We start from the raw sequence: 19,101 nt of genomic DNA on the forward strand, positions 1-19,101 counted from the left end.
GGGACCGGCAGGCCGGTCCCGCGCCCCTCGCTTCCCTGCGGCCCGCGACGACCGGACCGGTGACGTTCGGCCGGGACGTCGCGGCTGGGGCGGCTCCGGGCCGGAACGCCCGGGGACGTCCAGCCCCGGACGCCCGGACCGGGACTCCAGCCCGGGACGTCCAGCCCCGGACGCCCGGCCGGGGCGCGGGCCGGGAGGTGGGTCAGAACGTCAGGCGGAAGGCGCTGATGTGGCCGGTGTCCTGCGCCGCCACGTCCTGGACGCGCAGCTTCCACGCCCCGTTCGCCACCTCGCTCGACGCGTCGACCGTGTAGGTGGTCACCACGTTGTCGGCCGAGTCGGACGAGCTGGAGTTCTTCAGGCGGTAGGCCGTGCCGTCCGGCGCGACCAGGTCGACGACCAGGTCACCGCGCCAGGTGTGGACGATGTCCACGCCGACCCGCAGCGCGGCCGGCGCGTTGCCGGTGCGGCCGGAGACGGTGACCGTGGAGGTGGCGGCCACCCCGTTGTCGGGGATGGCGACATCGGCGGTGTTCTCGTACACGTCGCCGTCCGGCGGCACCGTCGTACCGGCGGACAGCGTCCAGACCGCGTGCGCGATGGCGTCGCTGTTCCGGTCGAGCGCGGTGTCGTTGAGGTTGGACATGGTGTCGCAGGAGGAGTGGTAGCAGCGGTCGAAGGCCTGGCCCGCCGTACCGCCCCACTTCTGCGCCTGGGCGCTGGTCTTGGTCCGGCCCGCGCCGGTGAACAGACCGCCCACCGGAATGCCCGCGTTCTTGAACGAGGCGTGGTCCGACCGGCCGTCGCCCTCGGTCTCGATCTCGGTGGGGACGCCGAGACCCGCGAAGTAGTCCTTGAAGGTCTTCTCGATGGCCGGGTCGTCGTCGTACACGAAGTAGCCCGGGTTCGGCGAGCCGATCATGTCGAAGTTGAGGTACCCGGTGATCTTGGCGCGCTCGGTCGTCGGCAGGCCGCTGACGTAGGTGCGGGAACCGACCAGGCCCACCTCCTCCGCACCCCACCAGCCGAACCGCAGGTGCTTCGCGGGCTTGAGCTGCGCGCGGGAGACGGCGAGCGCGGTCTCCAGGACGGCGGCGGAACCGGTGCCGTTGTCGTTGATGCCCGGCCCCGAGGAGACCGAGTCCAGGTGGGCGCCGGCCATCAGGACCTGGTTGGCGTCGCCGCCGGGCCAGTCGGCGATCAGGTTGTAGCCGGTGGCGCCGCTGGTGGTGAACTGCTGGACGCTGGTGGTGAATCCGGCCGCGTCCAGCTTGGCCTTCAGGTAGTCGATGGACGCCTTGTAGCCGGGCCGGCCGTGGGCGCGGTTGCCGCCGTTGGCGGTGGCGATGGACTGGAACTGGGTGAGGTGCGCCTTGACGTTGGCCAGGGCGATGTCCGGGGCGGCGGCAGTGGCGGACGGGGCAGCGGGGACTGCCGGTGCGGCGGTGGCGCCGGGGGCCGCGGCGGTGAGCAGACCGGCCAGCGCGAGGGCGGTGGCCGCGGCGGTGCGTCTGGGTATGTCGGAGAGGTTCATGTGGGGGCTCCGGGCTTCCGTACGGGGACAGGACGGAACGTGCGAGACGCCCCGGCCGGGGACCGGCACGGGGCGTGGAGCTGGTGGTGCTCTGTGCGTGCTGAATGTTCAGTGAGAGCTTGACTGAGCGTCAAGGGCGTAATCCGGTCAGGGGCGTTCGGATATCGGTCACGTCGCAGGGCGCGGCGGTCGCGGACGGCCGATCTCGCGCCACCGTCCGGCACGGCGGTCCGGAACGGCCGGTTCGGAATGGCCGGTTCGCTGGCATGCCGCGCCCATGGTGGCGCCCGCTCACGGTCCGGCCGGCGCGACGGGGGACGGGCCCGTCATGAGGGGCCGGCAACCGCTGGTGGTCCTCTTGCTGGAGGCGTCCCACGGCTTCTCCATGCAGGTGCTCGTGACCTTCCCGTTCCGTGTGCTCTGCCCGGTCACCACGGCGATCCGCGCGCTGAACCGGTGGCAGCGGCTGACGGCCGACAGCCCGTACGAGAGCGCCGGGCACGGGGCCGCCGCGCACGGGAGCGGGTCCGGGCGCGGGTCCGGGCGCGGGAGGGGGTCCGGGCGCGGGCCGGGCGGCTTCCGCCGGGAGGACGGCGAGCGCTCACAGCCGGCCGCGCGCCGCTGCCCTATTGCACGCAGAACTCGTTGCCCTCCGGGTCCGCCATGACGGTCCACTCGCCCCCGGGCTCCCGCACCTGGCGCAGTACGGTCGCGCCGAGCGCCTCCAGGCGGGTGACCTCCGCCTCCCGTCGGCCCGGGGCGGAGTGCACGTCGAGGTGGACGCGGTTCTTGCCGCTCTTGGTCTCGGGCACCCGCTGGAAGAGCAGCCGCCTGCCCAGCCCGGCGCCCGTCTCCTCCTGGTACGGGTCGTCCGGATGCCGGACAGCGGCCAGATCCCGCCACGCGCGGCGGCCGTGCGCGTGGGTGGTCGCGGAGGCCGGCGCGTGGCCCAGCTCGACGAGGCGCTCGATGAACGCGCTGTGGTCCTCGACCAGGTAGCCCAGCGCCTCCGCCCAGAAGCCGGCCTGGGCGTGCGGGTCGGCAGAGTCGATCACCAGTTTCCAGTGCAGCGTCGCCATACGCCCACTATGGGCCGCCACCCCGGAGCTGGGGGGTCAGACCCGCGGGGCCTCGGGGCGGGCCGGGTCCGGGGTGTCCGCCGAGGGCTCCGTCACGGTGCCGGCCGGGATCCGTGCCGCCGGGCCCCCGGCTCCAGGAAGCCCGGCCTCCCGCGCTCCGGCCGCCCGGCTCCCGGCCGCCGGGGCTCCGGCCCCCTGAGCGGGCGTCCCCTGCGTCCCGCGGGTCCCCCGCGTCCCACGCGTCCGCGCCTCGGCAGGGGTCTGCGCCGCCAGCCGGAGGGCCCGCTGCCGCGTCCGGCGCGCCGTGCGCAGCGCGTCCCAGGTGAGGATGGTCAGAGCCAGCCAGACCAGTGAGAAGCCCGCCCACCGCTCCGGTGGCATCGCCTCGTGGAAGTAGGCGACGCCCAGCAGGAACTGGAACACCGGCGCCAGGTACTGCAGCAGGCCCAGTGTCGACAGCGGTACGCGTATGGCCGCCGCGCCGAAGCAGACCAGCGGCACGGCCGTGACGACACCCGTCGCCGCGAGGAGCGCCGCGTGGCCGGCGCCCGGGTCGGCGAAGGTGGCCGAGCCCCGTGAACCCAGCCACAGCAGGTACGCCAGCGCGGGCAGGAACTGCACGGCGGTCTCCGCCGCCAGCGACTCCAGGCCCCCGATGTTGACCTTCTTCTTCACCAGGCCGTACGCCGCGAACGAGAAGGCCAGCGTCAACGAGATCCAGGGCGGACGGCCGTAACCGACCGCCAGCACCACCACCGCCGCCAGTCCGGTGCCCACGGCCACCCACTGCCCGGGACGCAGCCGCTCCTTCAGCAGCAGGACGCCCATGGCGATGGTGACGAGCGGGTTGATGAAGTAGCCCAGGGACGCCTCGACCACCTGGCCCGAGTTCACCGACCAGATGTAGAGGCCCCAGTTGACCGTGATCACGGCCGCGGCGACGGTGATCAGGCCCAGCTTGCGCGGCTGCCGCAGCAGCTCGCCCAGCCAGCCCCAGCGGCGCAGCGCCAGCAGCGCGAGCCCGACCACGACCAGGGACCAGACCATCCGGTGGGCCAGGATCTCCATGGCGCCGGACGGTTTCAGCAGGGGCCAGAAGAGGGGCACCAGCCCCCACATTCCGTAGGCCCCGATGCCGTAGAGGAGTCCCGCCCGCTGGTCGCCGCCACTCTTCGCCGCCACCGGCCACCGCCTTTCCGCCCCGTGCCGCGCTGTCCTGTCGAAGAAGGTAGCGGGGCACCGGGCGGACTGTCATGTCCGTACCGCGATACGGTCATGACCGGGGGTGTCAGCGCCGCTGGAGGGCCTGGGCCACGGTCACGGCGAGCGGCGTCGTAGGCCGGCCGATCAGGCGTGCCAGCTCGCCGCTGGTCCGCGCGAGCAGGCCCCGCCCGACGGCCGCGTCCACGTCCACGAGGATCGCCGCGAAGGGCTCCGGCACGCCCGCTCCGGTGAGGACGGACAGGTGCGTCTCGGCGGGCACGTCGCGGTACGTGATGTCCTTGCCGGACTGCTCGGCGACCACGGCCGCGTACTCGGCGAAGGACCACGCGGTGTCCCCGCTCAGCTCGTAGGCCTTGCCGAGGTGGCCGTCCTGGGTCAGAACGGCGGCGGCCGCGGCGGCGTAGTCGGCGCGGGCGGCGGAGGCGACCCGGCCCTCGCCGGCGCTGGCGACGACGGCCCCGTGCTGGAGGACGGGGGCGAGCTGCTCGGTGTAGTTCTCGGTGTACCAGCCGTTGCGCAGGAGGGTGTACGGCAGGCCGGAGCCGAGGATCAGCCGTTCGGTCTCCTTGTGCTCGGCGGCCAGCTCGAAGTCCGCGTCGGGGCCGCCGAGGACGCTCGTGTAGGCGAGCTGTGCGACGCCGGCCGCCCGGGCCGCGTCGATCACCGCGGCGTGCTGGGCCACGCGCCGTCCTATCTCGTTGCCGGAGATCAGCAGGACGCGGTCGCCGGAGCGGAAGGTGTCGTCGAGCGTCTCGGGGCGGTCGTAGTCGGCGATGCGCAGCTCGACACCGCGCGCCGCGACGTCCGCGGCCTTCTCCTTGTCACGTACGACGGCCGCGACGGTGTCCGCCGGGACGCCGGCCGCCAGCAGGGCGTCGATGACGAGGCGGCCGAGGTGGCCGGTGGCTCCGGTGACAACGATGCTCATGGGGGTGCTCCGATTCGGTGGGCTGGCGCGTGGGCCGGGTGGGCCTCTCGCCCTATGCCACTCACCGTACGGCGGGCGCTAACTTTTGGAAAGTGCCCACTTTGAAGTAAGTTACTGTCATGCGAGTAAGCCGGAGTGCCGATGTCAACGAGGCCATGTGCCCCTCGCGGCTGGTCCTGGAGCACGTCACCAGCCGCTGGGGCGTCCTGATCCTCGCCGCCCTGCTGGAGCGTTCGTACCGGTTCAGCGAGCTGCGCCGCACCATCGGCGGTGTCAGCGAGAAGATGCTGGCCCAGACCCTTCAGACGCTGGAGCGCGACGGCTTCGTCCACCGGGACGCCACACCGGTGATACCGCCGCGCGTGGACTACTCCCTCACCCCCCTGGGCAGGGAAGCCGCCGAACAGGTCTGGGCCCTGGCCCGCTGGACGGAACGGCGCGTGGACGACGTCATCAAGGCGCGCGAGGAGTACGACGGCATGAGGGAGACCCCGCCGGGAGGGGCGGGCCGGTCGGGCCCGTCATGAGGAGCCGGGCGCGCCGGTCGTAGGAGCCACGCGAAAGGGGCGCCCTCCTGGGAGGACGCCCCGGTCACGGGCCTCTGCGCGGACCGCTCGGGCGGCCTGCTGCCGGGCGGGTCAGCCGACGACCGTCCACGTGTCGTTGCCCGCCAGCAGCGCGGCGAGGTCGCCCTTGCCGTTCTGCTCGACGGCCAGGTCCAGCTGATCGGCCATCTGGGTGTCGTACACCGCCCGGTCGACGCTGCGGAACACGCCGATCGGGGTGTGGTGCAGCGTGTCGGGGTCAGCCAGCCGGGACAGCGCGAACGCGGTCGTGGGGCTGGCCGCGCGTGCGTCGTGGACCAGGACGTCCGCCTCGTTCTCCGGCGTCACCGCGACCACCTTGAGGTCACCGGTGGCCGGGTCCCGCACCACGCCCTTGGCGCCGTCGGCGCCGAAGCGAACGGGCCGGCCGTGCTCCAGGCGGATCACCGCCTCCTCCGCCTGCTGCTTGTCCTTCAGCACCTCGAAGGCACCGTCGTTGAAGATGTTGCAGTTCTGGTAGATCTCCACCAGCGCGGTGCCGGGGTGCTCGGCCGCCTGCCGCAGGACCTCGGTGAGGTGCTTGCGGTCGGAGTCGACCGTGCGCGCCACGAAGGACGCCTCCGCGCCGATGGCCAGCGAGACCGGGTTGAAGGGCGCGTCCAGCGAGCCCATCGGCGTCGACTTGGTGATCTTGCCGACCTCGGAGGTGGGGCTGTACTGGCCCTTGGTCAGACCGTAGATCCGGTTGTTGAACAGCAGGATCTTGAGGTTGACGTTGCGGCGCAGGGCGTGGATGAGGTGGTTGCCGCCGATGGACAGGGCGTCGCCGTCACCGGTGACGACCCAGACGGACAGGTCGGGGCGCGAGGAGGCGAGCCCGGTGGCGATGGCCGGGGCGCGGCCGTGGATCGAGTGCATCCCGTAGGTGTTCATGTAGTACGGGAAACGGGAGGAGCAGCCGATGCCGGAGACGAAGACGATGTTCTCCTTGGCCAGGCCCAGCTCCGGCATGAAGCCCTGGACGGCGGCGAGGATCGCGTAGTCGCCGCAGCCGGGACACCAGCGGACTTCCTGGTCGGACTTGAAGTCCTTCATCGACTGCTTCGCCTCGGCCTTGGGCACCAGCTTCAGCGCCTCAGTCATGGATGGCCTCCTTGAGAGCCGTGGCCAGCTGCTCGGCCTTGAACGGCATGCCGTTGACCTGGTTGTAGCTGTGCGCGTCGACCAGATACCTCGCCCGGATCAGGGTGGCGAGCTGGCCGAGGTTCATCTCGGGAATGACGACCTTGTCATAACGCCCCAGTACCTCGCCGAGATTCCTCGGGAAGGGATTGAGGTGGCGCAGGTGCGCCTGCGCGATCGGCTCGCCCGCCGCCCGCAGGCGGCGTACGGCGGCGGTGATCGGCCCGTAGGTCGATCCCCAGCCGAGCACCAGGGTGCGCGCGCCGGCCGGGTCGTCGACCTCCACATCGGGGACCTCGATACCGTCCACCTTGGCCTGGCGGGTGCGGACCATGAAGTCGTGGTTGCCCGGGTCGTAGGAGATGTTGCCCGTGCCGTCCTGCTTCTCGATGCCGCCGATCCGGTGCTCGAGACCGGGAGTGCCGGGCACCGCCCAGGGGCGGGCCAGGGTCTGCGTGTCGCGCTTGTACGGCCAGAACACCTCGGTGCCGTCGGCCATTGTGTGGTTGGGGCCGCTGGCGAACCGGACCCGCAGGTCGGGCAGCTCGTCCGGGTCCGGGATCCGCCACGGCTCGGAACCGTTGGCCAGGTAGCCGTCGGACAGCAGGAACACCGGGGTGCGGTAGGTCAGGGCGATACGGGCGGCGTCCAGTGCCGCGTCGAAGCAGTCGGCGGACGTGCGCGGCGCGACGATCGGCACGGGGGCCTCGCCGTTGCGCCCGTACATCGCCTGGAGCAGGTCGGCCTGCTCGGTCTTGGTCGGCAGACCGGTCGAGGGGCCGCCGCGCTGGATGTCGATGATCAGCAGCGGCAGCTCCAGCGAGACCGCCAGGCCGATCGTCTCCGACTTCAGCGCCACACCGGGGCCGGAGGTGGTGGTCACGGCGAGGGAGCCGCCGAAAGCCGCCCCCAGGGCGGCGCCGATGCCGGCGATCTCGTCCTCGGCCTGGAAGGTGCGCACACCGAAGTTCTTGTGCTTGGACAGCTCGTGCAGGATGTCGGAGGCCGGGGTGATCGGGTACGAGCCCAGGTACAGCGGCAGGTCCGCCAGCCGGCCCGCGGCGATGAGGCCGTAGGACAGGGCCAGGTTCCCGGAGATGTTGCGGTAGGTGCCGGCCGGGAACGCCGTGGTGGCCGGGGCGACCTCGTAGGAGACGGCGAAGTCCTCGGTCGTCTCGCCGAAGTTCCAGCCGGCCCGGAAGGCGGCCACGTTCGCCTCGGCGATCTCCGGCTTCTTCGCGAACTTGGTCCGCAGGAACCTCTCCGTGCTCTCCGTCGGCCGGTGGTACATCCAGCTCAGCAGTCCGAGCGCGAACATGTTCTTCGACCGCTCGGCCTCCTTGCGGGACAGGCCGAAATCCTTGAGCGCTTCAATGGTCAGGGTGGTCAGTGGTACGGGATGGACGCGGTAGCCGTCCAGCGTCCCGTCCTCCAGCGGTGACGTCTCATAGCCGACCTTCGCCATGGCGCGCTTGGCGAACTCGTCGGTGTTCACGATGATCTCGCCGCCGCGCGGCACATCACCGATGTTGGCCTTCAGCGCGGCCGGGTTCATCGCCACCAGCACGTTCGGCGCGTCGCCGGGGGTGAGGATGTCGTGGTCGGCGAAGTGGAGCTGGAACGACGAGACACCGGGGAGCGTGCCCGCGGGCGCCCGGATCTCGGCGGGGAAGTTGGGCAGGGTGGACAGATCGTTTCCGAACGACGCCGTCTCCGAAGTGAAACGGTCACCCGTCAGCTGCATACCGTCGCCCGAGTCACCCGCGAAACGGATGATCACGCGGTCCAGACGGCGGACTTCCTTCTCGGTACCCTGCCGCTCCGGAGCGCCACGCTGCTCCCCCACGACAGTCTCATTGGCCGCTGCGGCCTCATCGGCTCCATCGGCCTGCTCGGCTGGGCTACTGACCTGGCTGGTCACTGAACTGGACCTCCCTCGGGGCAAGGGGTCTCCCCCCGCCCTCGGCGGTGGGACGCTCTGGGGACAGCCGGCCGGCCGGCCGTCCCAAGCCCCACCCTACGTCGGTAAGGGTCGCCTTCCGTGGGTCGCTCATATACTGGACGTCCCCTTGAGACGCCCGCGCGCCCTGAAACATCATGCTTTGTCGCTCCCCGGATCCCTCCGGAACGACGCTCCCCACTGCTCCTTTGGTTCTAGGACCACGGCTCGGGAAGCGGCTCAGGAGTTCAGGTAGGTCAGCACCGCGAGCACCCGCCGATGGTCCCCGTCACTGGGCGACAGGCCCATTTTCAGGAAGATGTTGCTCACGTGCTTCTCGACCGCCCCGTCGCTCACCACGAGCTGCCGGGCGATCGCCGAGTTGGTCCGGCCCTCGGCCATCAGACCGAGGACCTCCCGCTCCCGGGGGGTCAGGACCGCCAGCACGTCCTGCTTGCGGCTGCGGCCCAGCAACTGCGCCACCACCTCGGGGTCCAGCGCGGTGCCGCCCCGCGCCACCCGCACCACCGCGTCCACGAACTCGCGTACGTCGGCGACCCGGTCCTTGAGCAGGTAACCGACCCCGCGGCTGCTGCCGGCCAGCAGCTCGGTCGCGTATCTCTCCTCGACGTACTGCGAGAGCACCAGCACCCCTATGCCGGGGTGCTCCTTGCGCAGCCGCACCGCCGCCCGCACCCCCTCGTCGGTGTGGGTCGGCGGCATCCGCACGTCCGCCACCACCACGTCCGGCAGCGCGCGCTCGTCCGCGAGCTCCTCCACCGTCCTGATCAGCGCTTCGGCGTCCCCGACACCCGCGACCACCTCGTGCCCCCGGTCGGTCAGCAGCCGGGTCAGGCCGTCCCGGAGAAGTACCGAATCCTCCGCGATGACCACCCGCACCTTGTCGTCCACGTCCCCGTAGCCCCCGCATCCATCGAACCGATGTGTGTGTTGCACCCAGCATCCCAGCATCCGGACCGACGCGGGCGGGCTGTGGACAACCGGGGTTACCTGCGCCAGGGGATGTGGGCGGTGATGGTGGTGGGGCCGCCGGTGGGGGAGCGGATGGTGAGGGTGCCGTCGACGGCGTTGAGGCGTTCGGTGAGTCCGGTGAGTCCGCTGTTGTGGGTGCCTTTGGCTCCGCCGTGGCCGTTGTCGGTGGCTTGGAGGATGAGGTGGTGGGGGGTGTGGTGGAGGTTGAGGGTGGCGTGGGTGGCGTTGGAGTGTTTGGAGATGTTCTGGAGGAGTTCGGAGGCGGTGAAGTAGGCGATGCCTTCGATGGCGGGGGCGGGTCGGGTGGGCAGGTCGACGGTGACGGTGACGGGGACGGTGCAGCGGGAGGCGATGGAGGAGAGGGCGGCGTCGAGTCCGCGGTCGGTGAGGATGGCGGGGTGGATGCCGCGGGCGAGGTCGCGGAGTTCTTGGAGGGCGGTTTTCACTTCGCCGTGGGCTTCGTCGACCATGCGGGCGGCGGCTTGGGGGTCTTCGGTCATTTTTTCCCTGGCGAGGCCGAGGTCCATGGCGAGGGCGACGAGGCGGGCCTGGGCTCCGTCGTGGAGGTCGCGTTCGATGCGGCGCAGGTCGGCGGCGGCGGTGTCGACCACCACCCCCCGATCCGACTCCAGCTCCGAGACCCGGGTCGCCAGCCGTGACGGGCCGAGCAGCCCGGTGACCAGGAGCCGGTCCACACCGGCCAGGGCGCGGATCACCCAGGGCGTGACCAGCCAGAACAGCAGCCCCACCAGGCTGGTGACCGTCACCTCGAACGGCGAGTCCAGGTAGATGCTGTGCGTCCCGTCGCCGTACAGCTGGACCCCGCCGACCCCCGCGTAGGCCGGGAAGACCCACCGCCACAGCGGATAGGTGAGCAGGCTCCAGCCGCAGGTCCAGAGGACCACCGCCACGCTGAAGGCGAAGACCGCCCACGGCATGTGGAGCACCGCGTAGAGGAAGTGCCGCCAGGACGCGCCGCTCTTGAGGACACCGCCGACCCACGCCATCAGGCCGCCCCGGTCGCCCCCGCCGACAGGCCCGGGGCCGGCGACCCGCACACCCAGCGCGGCCCGTGCCCGGGCCCGCTCGACCGCGCCGAAGCCCCGGCACACGGTGAGGCCGGCCGCGAGGACCGGGATGCCGAGGAAGGTGACGACCAGACCGGTGCCCAGCGCCATCATGGTGACGGCGACCACGAAATAGAACACGCTGAGCGGCAGGCTGAGCACCAGGTGGCCGAACTCGCGCCAGGTGCGTCCCTCCAGGGGCGCGCGCAGCACCGCGGGGAGGCGGGGGCGCCGGGCGGGCGTGTCCCGGTCGGGCTCGGAGTCCGGGGCGGATGCGTGGGCCGTGGCCATGGGGGGTTCCGTTTCTCGGGTGCGGGTGCGGGTGCGGGTGCGGGTGCGGGTGCGCGTGCGTCGGGCGGGCGTGTCCGTGGGGCCGGCCCGGGACCGGGGCCCGGGCCGGCGTCCGCCGAGCGGCGGGGCCGGCCGACCGGGGTTACCTGCGCCAGGGGATGTGGGCGGTGATGGTGGTGGGGCCGCCGGTGGGGGAGTGGATGGTGAGGGTGCCGTCGACGGCGTTGAGGCGTTCGGTGAGTCCGGTGAGTCCGCTGTTGTGGGTGCCTTTGGCTCCGCCGTGGCCGTTGTCGGTGGCTTGGAGGATGAGGTGGTGGGGGGTGTGGTGGAGGTTGAGGGTGGCGTGGGTGGCGTTGGAGTGTTTGGAGATGTTCTGGAGGAGTTCGGAGGCGGTGAAGTAGGCGATGCCTTCGATGGCGGGGGCGGGTCGGGTGGGCAGGTCGACGGTGACGGTGACGGGGACGGTGCAGCGGGAGGCGATGGAGGAGAGGGCGGCGTCGAGTCCGCGGTCGGTGAGGATGGCGGGGTGGATGCCGCGGGCGAGGTCGCGGAGTTCTTGGAGGGCGGTTTTCACTTCGCCGTGGGCTTCGTCGACCATGCGGGCGGCGGCTTGGGGGTCTTCGGTCATTTTTTCCCTGGCGAGGCCGAGGTCCATGGCGAGGGCGACGAGGCGGGCCTGGGCTCCGTCGTGGAGGTCGCGTTCGATGCGGCGCAGGTCGGCGGCGGCGGTGTCGACCACCACCCCCCGATCCGACTCCAGCTCGGCTATCCGCCGCTCCAGCTCGTCGGAAGGACTCAGCAGCCCGCGCACCATCGCCCGGTCCGCATTGGCCAGGCCGCGGGCGATGTACGGCAGGACCGGCCAGAGCACCACCAGGCCCACCAGCGTCACGGTGAACGTCAGCACGCCCCAGGGCAGCCGGACGAACCCGTACAGCACCGTCCGCCAGCCCACCGGATCCTTCACCCGCGCCCACAGCCGGCCGAGGACACCCCCTCGCCCCCCGCGCGGCAGCGGGCTCGGCTCCACGATCCGAACACCCAGCAGCGCCCTGGCCCTGGCCCGCTCCGCGCGGCCGAGCAGCCGCGCCCCCGCCAGGCCCGCCGCCAGCAGTGGCAGACCGACGACCGTCACCGACAGGCCCGCGCCGACGGCGACCATGGTGACCACGTAGACGAAGTGGAACAGTGCGGCGGGGAGGTTGCACAGGAGGTGGGCGACCTCCTTCCACGCGTACCGGCCGAAGGCGATGCGCGCACGTTCCGTGTCGCTGGTGTCGAGGCTCGCGGTCATACGGGCCAGCCTGCCGGGCCCGGCCCGGCGCCCGCCATGGGGTACGTCGCCGGTCGACGGTAGGGATAACCCCACCCCGGGAGCGGCAGGGCTGATTACCGGCGCCAGGCCAGGGCCTAGACTCCCGTGCGTACAGAACGCCGAATCGGCGCCGCGCGAGCAGGGAGCGAGGAACACGGACGTGCCGGAACCGACCGTACCGACCGCACCGACCGTACTCGCAGCCGACTACTTCCAGAGCTACTCGGTCGTCGGCCTGCTGGCCGTCGTCGGGGTGCTCTTCGTGGCGGTGGCCTTCGCCGCCGGCCGGCTGCTGCGGCCCGTCGTACCGACACCGGAGAAGCTGCTCACCTACGAGTGCGGTGTCGACCCGGTCGGCGAGGGCTGGGCCCACACGCAGGTCCGCTATTACGTCTACGCTTTTCTGTACGTCATCTTCGCGGTCGACTCGATCTTCCTCTTCCCGTGGGCGACGGTTTTCGCCGCCCCCGGATACGGCGCCACCACGCTGGTCGAGATGTTCATCTTCCTGGGCTTCCTCGCCGTAGGACTGCTCTACGCGTACAAGAAGGGCGTCCTGACATGGACGTGACCCCGGTGAACCCGGCAGAGCCGGTCCACCTGCCCGAACCGAAGAGGCTCGGCGTGCTGTCCCGCCTCGCGCCCGAGCCGATGAAGGTGGTCCTGAACTGGGGGCGCCGCTACAGCCTCTGGGTCTTCAACTTCGGCCTCGCCTGCTGTGCCATCGAGTTCATCGCCGCGTCGATGGCCCGGCACGACTTCATCCGGCTCGGCGTCATCCCGTTCGCGCCCGGACCGCGCCAGGCCGACCTGATGGTCGTGTCGGGGACCGTCACCGACAAGATGGCGCCCGCGGTCAAGCGGCTGTACGAGCAGATGCCCGAGCCCAAGTACGTCATCTCCTTCGGCGCCTGCTCCAACTGCGGCGGCCCCTACTGGGACTCGTACTGCGTGACCAAGGGCGTCGACCAGATCATCCCGGTCGACGTGTACGTGCCCGGGTGCCCGCCCCGGCCGGAGGCGCTGCTCCAGGGCATCCTCAAGCTCCAGGAGAAGATCGCCCGGGAGTCGCTGGGCGAGCGGTACGGCCACGCCTCGTCGGTCGGCCAGCTCCGCAGCGGTCTGGTCACGCCGCCCCCGGCCCAGGGAGGCGGGGCGTGAACCCCTACGACCGTCTCCCGGACGCCGTCACGGAGGTCTTCGGCGAGGAGGCGACCGCCGAGCGTGCGTACGACCTGCTGACCGTCGACGTTCCGCCCGGTTCCTGGATCGCCGCCCTCGAAACCGCCCGGGACGAGCTGCGGTGCACCTACTTCGACTGGCTCAGCGCGGTCGACGAGCCGGGTACGGGCTTCCAGGTCTGCGCCCATGTCGTCGCGCTGGAGGACCGCCGGGTCCGCGCGCTGCTGCTGCGCACCACCGTGCCGCACGCCGACCCCGCGCTGCCGAGCGCCATCGGCGTCTACGCGGGCGCGGGCTGGCACGAGCGTGAGACGCACGAGATGTTCGGCGTGACGTTCACGGGCCACCCGCACCTGGTGCCGCTGCTGCTGCCGGAGGGCTTCGAGGGCCACCCGCTGCGCAAGGACTTCGTCCTGGCCGCGCGGGTCGCCAAGGCGTGGCCCGGGGCGAAGGAGCCGGGCGAGTCCGAGCACGGTGGCCCCAAGCGGCGCCAGATGCTGCCGCCGGGCGTCCCCGACCCCAACGAGTGGGGCCCTCTCAAGGGCCAGCTCCCGCCCGCCCCGGCCCGCCCGGCCCGTACGCCGCGCGCGGCCGGCGACCGGCCGGTCCGCCGTACCCGCACGGCGGGCGAGGGCTCGGCGAGCCAGGCCCCCGCGACCTCCGGCCCCGAGGCCGCGCCCGCGCCCGCGCCTGAGGCCGCTGGTACCGCCGGGCCCGCCGGTACGGCGGCGACGGCGAGGCCGCGCCGCTCGCGCAGCGCGACCGCGGGCTCCGCCAGCCAGCGCGCCGCCGCGCCGGCCGCGCCGGGGGAGGCTCCACCGGCCGCGCCCCGTCGGCCCCGCAGCGCGGACGCGCCCTGGAACAACCCGCGCCCGGCCTTCGAGGAGTCGACGACCCCGGACACGACCCCGGACACGACCCCGGACCCCGCTCCCGAGCCGCCCGCCCAGCCCACCCCCCGGACCGGCCCCGCGGCCCCGGCTCCCGATCCCGCGCCGGTCACCGACGAAGAGGCGGCGGCTCCGGGGCCCGACCCCGTCCCTAGCCCGGACGCCGCCCCGGCCCCGGACGCCGCACCCGACGCCCCTGAAGAGGCGGAGGCCCCGGACGCCGCACCCGACGCCCGTGAAGAGGCGGAGGCCCCGGACACCGACCCGGCGCCGGACGCCGTGAAGCGCCCCGGCCCGGATCACCCCCACGACGCCCCACGACCCCGAGGAGACGCGTGAACGACGCACTCGACATCGCCCTCCGGCTGGTCGTCGTCTTCGCCGTGTTCCTGGTCCTGCCCCTGGTGATCGGTCAGACCGAGCACAAGGTGATGGCTCATATGCAGGGCCGCCTCGGCCCCATGTACGCGGGCGGGTTCCACGGCTGGGCGCAGCTCGTCGCCGACGGGGTGAAGTTCGCGCAGAAGGAGGACGTCGTCCCGGCCAACGCCGACCGCCGCATCTTCCAGCTCGCCCCCGCCGTCGCCCTCCTCCCCTACCTCCTCGTGCTCGTCGCCATTCCGATCGGGCCGGGCGAGGGCGCGGTCGGTGTCCTGGTCGACGCGGGCGTCTTCTTCGTACTCGCCGTCATGGGCATCGGCGTGCTCGGCTCGCTGATGGCCGGCTGGGCGTCGGCCAACAAGTTCTCCCTCCTCGGCGGCCTGCGCACCGCCGCCCAGCTCCTGGCGTACGAACTGCCCATGCTGCTCGCCGCCGCCTCCGTGGCCATGGCGGCCGGCACCGTCTCCCTCCCCGGCATCCTCGGTGCCTTCGAGTGGTGGTGGCTGCCCTGGCAGATCGTCGGCGCCGTGGTGTTCTTCGTCGCCGGCCTCGCCGAGCTCCAGCGTCCGCCCTTCGACATGCCGGTCGCCGACTCCGAGATCATCTTCGGCGCGTACACCGAGTACACCGGGTTGCGTTTCGCGCTCTTCCTGCTCGCCGAGTACGCGGGGATCGTCGTCCTGTGCGGGCTGACCACCGTCCTCTTCCTCGGCGGCTGGCACGGGCCGTTCGGGGCCGAAGGGCTCGGCTGGGTGTGGACCCTGCTCAAGACGGCCGTGCTCGCCTTCATCGTGATCTGGCTGCGCGTGACCTATCCGCGGCTGCGCGAGGACCAGCTCCAGAAGCTCGCCTGGACCACGCTCGTACCGCTCGCCCTCGCTCAGATCGCCCTCACCGGCATCGTCAAGGTGGTGATGTAGTCGTGGCTCCCTTCCCAGGATCCGGCCTCGCCAAGGGCCTGGCCGTCACCCTGCGCACGATGACGAAGAAGACCGTCACCGCGCAGTACCCGGACACCCAGCCCGAGCTCGCGCCGCGCACCCGCGGTGTGATCGGCCTGTTCGAGGAGAACTGCACGGTCTGCATGCTGTGCGCCCGTGAGTGCCCGGACTGGTGCATCTACATCGACTCCCACAAGGAGACGATCCCCGCCGCCACGCCCGGCGGCCGGGAGCGCAGCCGCAACGTCCTGGACCGGTTCGCGATCGACTTCGCGCTGTGCATGTACTGCGGCATCTGCATCGAGGTGTGTCCTTTCGACGCGCTGTTCTGGTCGCCGGAGTTCGAGTACTCGGAGACGGACATCCACGAGCTCACGCACGAGCGGGACAAGCTGCGCGAGTGGATGTGGACGGTCCCGGAGCCGCCCGCGCTCGACCCGGGCGCCGAGGAGCCGAAGGAGCTCGCCGCCGCCCGCAAGGCCGCCGAGAAGCTCGCCGCCACCCAGGCCGAGGCCCGGGCCGCGGCTCCGGCCGGTACCGGCGCCGCTGAGCCCGGCGCCGCCGCTGAGCCCGGCACCACCGGTCCGGGCGGCACCGCCGCGCGGTCGCAGCCCCCCGCCGACACCGAGGGAGACACCGCGTGAGTCCGGCCCCCCACGGCTTCCTGTCGCCCACCGGCGTCGAGGTGGCCTTCCTCCTCGTCGGCCTCGTCACCCTCGGCGCGGCCGTCGTCACGGTCACCACCAAGCAGCTCGTGCACGCCGCCCTCTGGCTGGTCGTGGCCCTCGGCGGGCTCGCCGTGGAGTACCTCCTGCTCACGGCGGAGTTCGTCGCCTGGGTGCAGGTCCTGATCTACGTCGGTTCCGTCGTCGTCCTCCTCCTCTTCGGCCTGATGCTCACCAGGGCGCCGATCGGCCGCTCCCCGGACGCCGACTCGGGCAACCGCCCGGCCGCCCTCGTGGTGGCCGTCGCCGCGGCGGCCGCCCTGGTGTGGGTGGTCGTCGACGCCTTCCGCACCACCTGGATCGACCTCGACGGACCGGCCCAGGGCTCCACCGAGGTGTCCGGGTCCATCCTCTTCCGGCACTGGGTACTGCCCTTCGAGGCACTGTCCGTGCTGCTGCTGGCGGCGCTGGTCGGCGCGATCGTCCTGTCCCGCAAGGACCGAGAGGGGGAGAGCTGATGCACCTCGCCTATCCCGCGGTGCTCGCCGCCCTGCTCTTCTGCACCGGGCTGTACGGCGTGCTCGCCCGCCGCAACGCGATCCTGGTCCTGATGTCGGTCGAGCTGATGCTCAACGCCGTCAACCTCAACCTGGTCGCCTTCGACGTCTGGCTGCGCGACACCCTGCACGCCGGCCAGGCGCTCACCCTCTTCACCATCGCCATCGCCGCCGCCGAGATCGGCATCGGCCTGGCGATCGTCCTGATGGTCCACCGCAATCGCGGCACCTCGGACATCGACCGGCTCCGCGACACCGCCGAGAGCGACGCGGCCGACCGCGACGCCACCGCCACCCACGGCACCGGTGGTGCCGGGACGGCGACGGACCCCGACGACATGGCCGACGAGAAGGCCGAGGCCGCCGCGTGACGACCACCACCCTCGCCGTCCTGGTACCCCTCCTGCCGTTCCTGGGCGCCGCCGCCGGGCTGTTCCTGGGCCGCGCGGCTCCCGGGTTCGTCCGCCCGCTGGCCGTCCTGCCGACGGTCGCCGCGGCCGTCCTCGCCGTACTCGTCGCCGTCCGGCAGGGCGGCGGCAGGGCGATCGACGCGGCCACCGAGCTCACCCCGACCGGCTCGGTCCCCATCGAGCTCGCCCTGCACCTGGACGGCTTCGCCGTGCTGACCGCCGTCCTGGTCGGTCTGGTCGCCTCGTGCGTGCAGATCTACTCGACGGGCTACCTCCGCGACGACCCGCGCTACCCCTCCTACGCGGCGCTGGTCTCCCTGTTCACCTCCGCCATGCTGCTCGTCGTCTACTCCGGCGACCTGATGGTGCTGCTGGTGGGCTGGGAGGTCATGGGCATCTGCTCGTACTTCCTCGTCGGCCACTACTGGGAGACCCCCGAGGCCCGGGCCGCCTCCTTCAAGGCCTTCGTCGTCACCAAGCTCGGCGACGTCCCCTTCCTGATCGGTCTGCTCGCCCTGGCCGCCGACACCGGCACCTTCCGGATCACCGGTGTGCTGGGAGCCGTCGCCTCCGGTGGCGTCGACCACCCCACCCTGATCGCGCTGCTGCTCCTCGCCGGCGTCGCGGGCAAGTCGGCGCAGTTCCCGCTGCACACCTGGCTGCCCGACGCGATGGCCGGCCCCACGCCGGTGTCCGCGCTGATCCACGCCGCGACGATGGTCGCCGCCGGTATCTACTTCGTCGCCCGTCTCCTCCCCGTGTTCGCCGCTTCCGCCGCCGCGATGACCGTGCTCGCCGTGATGGCCGCGGTGACGATGGTCGGCTCGGCGCTGGCCGCCCTGGCCCAGGACGACATCAAGCGGGTCCTCGCCTACTCGACCATCGGCCAGCTCGGCTACATGTCGGGCGCCCTGGCCGTCGGTGACCGTGGCGCCGCCGTCTTCCACCTCCTGTCACACGGCGCGTTCAAGGCACTGCTGTTCCTCGCCGCGGGCGTGGTCATCCACGCCGCCGGTACCAACTCGCTGGCCGCCATGTCCCGCATGGGGGGCCTGGCCCGGCGCATCCCGGACGCGTACTGGACGATGACCGTCGCCCTGCTGGCGCTGGCCGCGATCCCGCCGTTCGCCGGCTTCTTCTCCAAGGAAGCCGTCCTGGTCGCCGCCGAGCACACCGCGGTGGGCGACCGGCCCGTCGCCCCGGCCGGGGCCGGCTGGATCGTCCTGGTCGCCGGCCTGCTCACCGCCCTGCTCACCGCCGCGTACGCGGCCCGCCTGTGGCTGCTCGCCTTCCGGGGCAGGGGCACCGCGGTCCCCGACCACGGCCGGCAGCCCATCGCCATGACCGCCGTCCTGTGGGTGCTCGCGGTGCCGTCCCTCGCCTTCGGCGTGACCGTCGGCCACCTGAGCGGCTGGTTCGACGGCAACCCCCTCACCCCGACCGTCACCACCGCGGTCCTGGGCACGGGCGTCGCGCTCGTCGGCGGCCTGGTCACCTACGCCACCTGGCGGCACACCACGGCCACCGCCCGCACCCCGCTCGGTGCCGTCGCCGCCCACCCCGAGGCCGAGCCGGCCGTCTCCGAGGCCGAGGCGATCGCCACCCACACCCCTGCCTACGGGGACATCGCCTCGGCGCCCGACCCCGCCGACCCCGGCCGCCGGCTGCTCGGCCCGCTGCACGGACCCGCCGCGGCGGGCTTCCACCTGGACGCCGTCTACACCGCCCTGTTCGTCCGCCCCGTCCAGGCGGCGGCCTCACTGGTCCGCTTCCTCGACCGCGAGGTCGTCGAGACCTACGTACGCGGCGCGGGCAGCGGTACCCACCTGCTCGGCCGGGCGGTCCGCCGGGCCCAGACCGGCAACGTGCAGACCTACCTCAGCGCCCTGCTCGCCGGTTCCGTCGTCCTGGCGATCGCCGCCGTCCTCATCGCCAACGTCAACGCCGGGTCGTGAGCCGTGATCGATATCAGCGAGTC

General features: G+C 72.3%; 18 protein-coding genes. 9 read left to right on the plus strand and 9 right to left on the minus strand.

Going from position 1 to position 19,101, the window contains the following annotated elements:
- Nucleotides 1-202: 202 nt before the first annotated feature.
- From AB0H53_RS22165 to AB0H53_RS22180, 4 genes are all read right to left on the minus strand, one after another.
- Nucleotides 203-1,534: a M28 family peptidase gene (locus AB0H53_RS22165; protein WP_362115931.1), complete on the minus strand. Its 1,332-nt coding sequence runs from the start codon at nt 1,532-1,534 to the stop codon at nt 203-205.
- Between the two features lie 626 nt (nt 1,535-2,160).
- The gene (locus AB0H53_RS22170) at nt 2,161-2,613 is read right to left on the minus strand and encodes a VOC family protein (protein WP_362115934.1); all 453 of its coding nucleotides are present in this window, start codon (nt 2,611-2,613) and stop codon (nt 2,161-2,163) included.
- Between the two features lie 36 nt (nt 2,614-2,649).
- On the minus strand, nt 2,650-3,795 hold the full coding sequence (gene rarD, locus AB0H53_RS22175; RefSeq protein WP_362115937.1) for an EamA family transporter RarD: 1,146 nt from the start codon (nt 3,793-3,795) through the stop codon (nt 2,650-2,652).
- Between the two features lie 106 nt (nt 3,796-3,901).
- Entirely contained in the window at nt 3,902-4,765 is an 864-nt protein-coding gene (locus AB0H53_RS22180; protein WP_362115940.1) for an SDR family oxidoreductase, read from the minus strand.
- A gap of 119 nt (nt 4,766-4,884) precedes the next feature.
- On the opposite strand from AB0H53_RS22180, the gene AB0H53_RS22185 reads away from it, so the two are divergent.
- Nucleotides 4,885-5,292 carry a helix-turn-helix domain-containing protein gene (locus AB0H53_RS22185; RefSeq protein WP_362115943.1) on the plus strand — a complete coding sequence of 136 codons (408 nt, stop codon included), beginning with the start codon at nt 4,885-4,887 and terminating at the stop codon, nt 5,290-5,292.
- A gap of 111 nt (nt 5,293-5,403) precedes the next feature.
- Here AB0H53_RS22185 and AB0H53_RS22190 read toward each other — a convergent pair whose 3' ends face one another.
- The 5 genes from AB0H53_RS22190 to AB0H53_RS22210 all read right to left on the minus strand — a co-directional run bounded on the left by AB0H53_RS22190 (nt 5,404) and on the right by AB0H53_RS22210 (nt 12,076).
- Nucleotides 5,404-6,453, minus strand: a complete 1,050-nt coding sequence (locus AB0H53_RS22190; RefSeq protein WP_362115946.1) for a 2-oxoacid:ferredoxin oxidoreductase subunit beta — start codon at nt 6,451-6,453, stop codon at nt 5,404-5,406.
- The gene (locus tag AB0H53_RS22195; RefSeq protein ID WP_362115949.1) at nt 6,446-8,413 is read right to left on the minus strand and encodes a 2-oxoacid:acceptor oxidoreductase subunit alpha; all 1,968 of its coding nucleotides are present in this window, start codon (nt 8,411-8,413) and stop codon (nt 6,446-6,448) included. Before AB0H53_RS22195 ends, AB0H53_RS22190 begins: the two co-directional genes overlap by 8 nt.
- A gap of 258 nt (nt 8,414-8,671) precedes the next feature.
- Nucleotides 8,672-9,331 (minus strand): response regulator transcription factor, encoded by a 660-nt coding sequence (locus AB0H53_RS22200; protein WP_362116152.1) that lies wholly within the window; start codon nt 9,329-9,331, stop codon nt 8,672-8,674.
- A gap of 107 nt (nt 9,332-9,438) precedes the next feature.
- Entirely contained in the window at nt 9,439-10,782 is a 1,344-nt protein-coding gene (locus AB0H53_RS22205; protein ID WP_362115952.1) for a sensor domain-containing protein, read from the minus strand.
- A gap of 142 nt (nt 10,783-10,924) precedes the next feature.
- Nucleotides 10,925-12,076: a sensor domain-containing protein gene (locus AB0H53_RS22210; RefSeq protein WP_362115955.1), complete on the minus strand. Its 1,152-nt coding sequence runs from the start codon at nt 12,074-12,076 to the stop codon at nt 10,925-10,927.
- 181 nt (nt 12,077-12,257) lie between these two features.
- On the opposite strand from AB0H53_RS22210, the gene AB0H53_RS22215 reads away from it, so the two are divergent.
- From AB0H53_RS22215 to AB0H53_RS22250, 8 genes are read left to right on the plus strand one after another with little or no spacing between them, the layout of a single operon-like run.
- On the plus strand, nt 12,258-12,668 hold the full coding sequence (locus AB0H53_RS22215) for an NADH-quinone oxidoreductase subunit A (RefSeq protein WP_362115958.1): 411 nt from the start codon (nt 12,258-12,260) through the stop codon (nt 12,666-12,668).
- Nucleotides 12,659-13,258, plus strand: a complete 600-nt coding sequence (locus AB0H53_RS22220; RefSeq protein ID WP_362115961.1) for an NADH-quinone oxidoreductase subunit B family protein — start codon at nt 12,659-12,661, stop codon at nt 13,256-13,258. The genes AB0H53_RS22215 and AB0H53_RS22220 overlap by 10 nt, the downstream gene beginning before the upstream one ends.
- Nucleotides 13,255-14,508, plus strand: coding sequence for an NADH-quinone oxidoreductase subunit C (locus AB0H53_RS22225; RefSeq protein WP_362115964.1), 1,254 nt, complete (start codon nt 13,255-13,257; stop codon nt 14,506-14,508). Before AB0H53_RS22220 ends, AB0H53_RS22225 begins: the two co-directional genes overlap by 4 nt.
- Nucleotides 14,505-15,470, plus strand: coding sequence for a complex I subunit 1 family protein (locus AB0H53_RS22230; RefSeq protein ID WP_362115967.1), 966 nt, complete (start codon nt 14,505-14,507; stop codon nt 15,468-15,470). Before AB0H53_RS22225 ends, AB0H53_RS22230 begins: the two co-directional genes overlap by 4 nt.
- Before the next feature lie 2 nt (nt 15,471-15,472).
- Nucleotides 15,473-16,135 (plus strand): NADH-quinone oxidoreductase subunit I, encoded by a 663-nt coding sequence (locus AB0H53_RS22235; protein ID WP_362115970.1) that lies wholly within the window; start codon nt 15,473-15,475, stop codon nt 16,133-16,135.
- Complete coding sequence (locus AB0H53_RS22240) at nt 16,132-16,674, plus strand: NADH-quinone oxidoreductase subunit J (protein WP_362115973.1); 543 nt, start codon at nt 16,132-16,134, stop codon at nt 16,672-16,674. Before AB0H53_RS22235 ends, AB0H53_RS22240 begins: the two co-directional genes overlap by 4 nt.
- Nucleotides 16,674-17,084: an NADH-quinone oxidoreductase subunit NuoK gene (gene nuoK / locus AB0H53_RS22245; RefSeq protein WP_362115976.1), complete on the plus strand. Its 411-nt coding sequence runs from the start codon at nt 16,674-16,676 to the stop codon at nt 17,082-17,084. The genes AB0H53_RS22240 and nuoK overlap by 1 nt, the downstream gene beginning before the upstream one ends.
- Nucleotides 17,081-19,078 (plus strand): NADH-quinone oxidoreductase subunit L, encoded by a 1,998-nt coding sequence (locus AB0H53_RS22250; RefSeq protein ID WP_362115979.1) that lies wholly within the window; start codon nt 17,081-17,083, stop codon nt 19,076-19,078. Before nuoK ends, AB0H53_RS22250 begins: the two co-directional genes overlap by 4 nt.
- Nucleotides 19,079-19,101: the final 23 nt, after the last annotated feature.

The organism is Streptomyces sp. NPDC050856 (assembly GCF_040653855.1).
GTDB lineage: Bacteria > Actinomycetota > Actinomycetes > Streptomycetales > Streptomycetaceae > Streptomyces.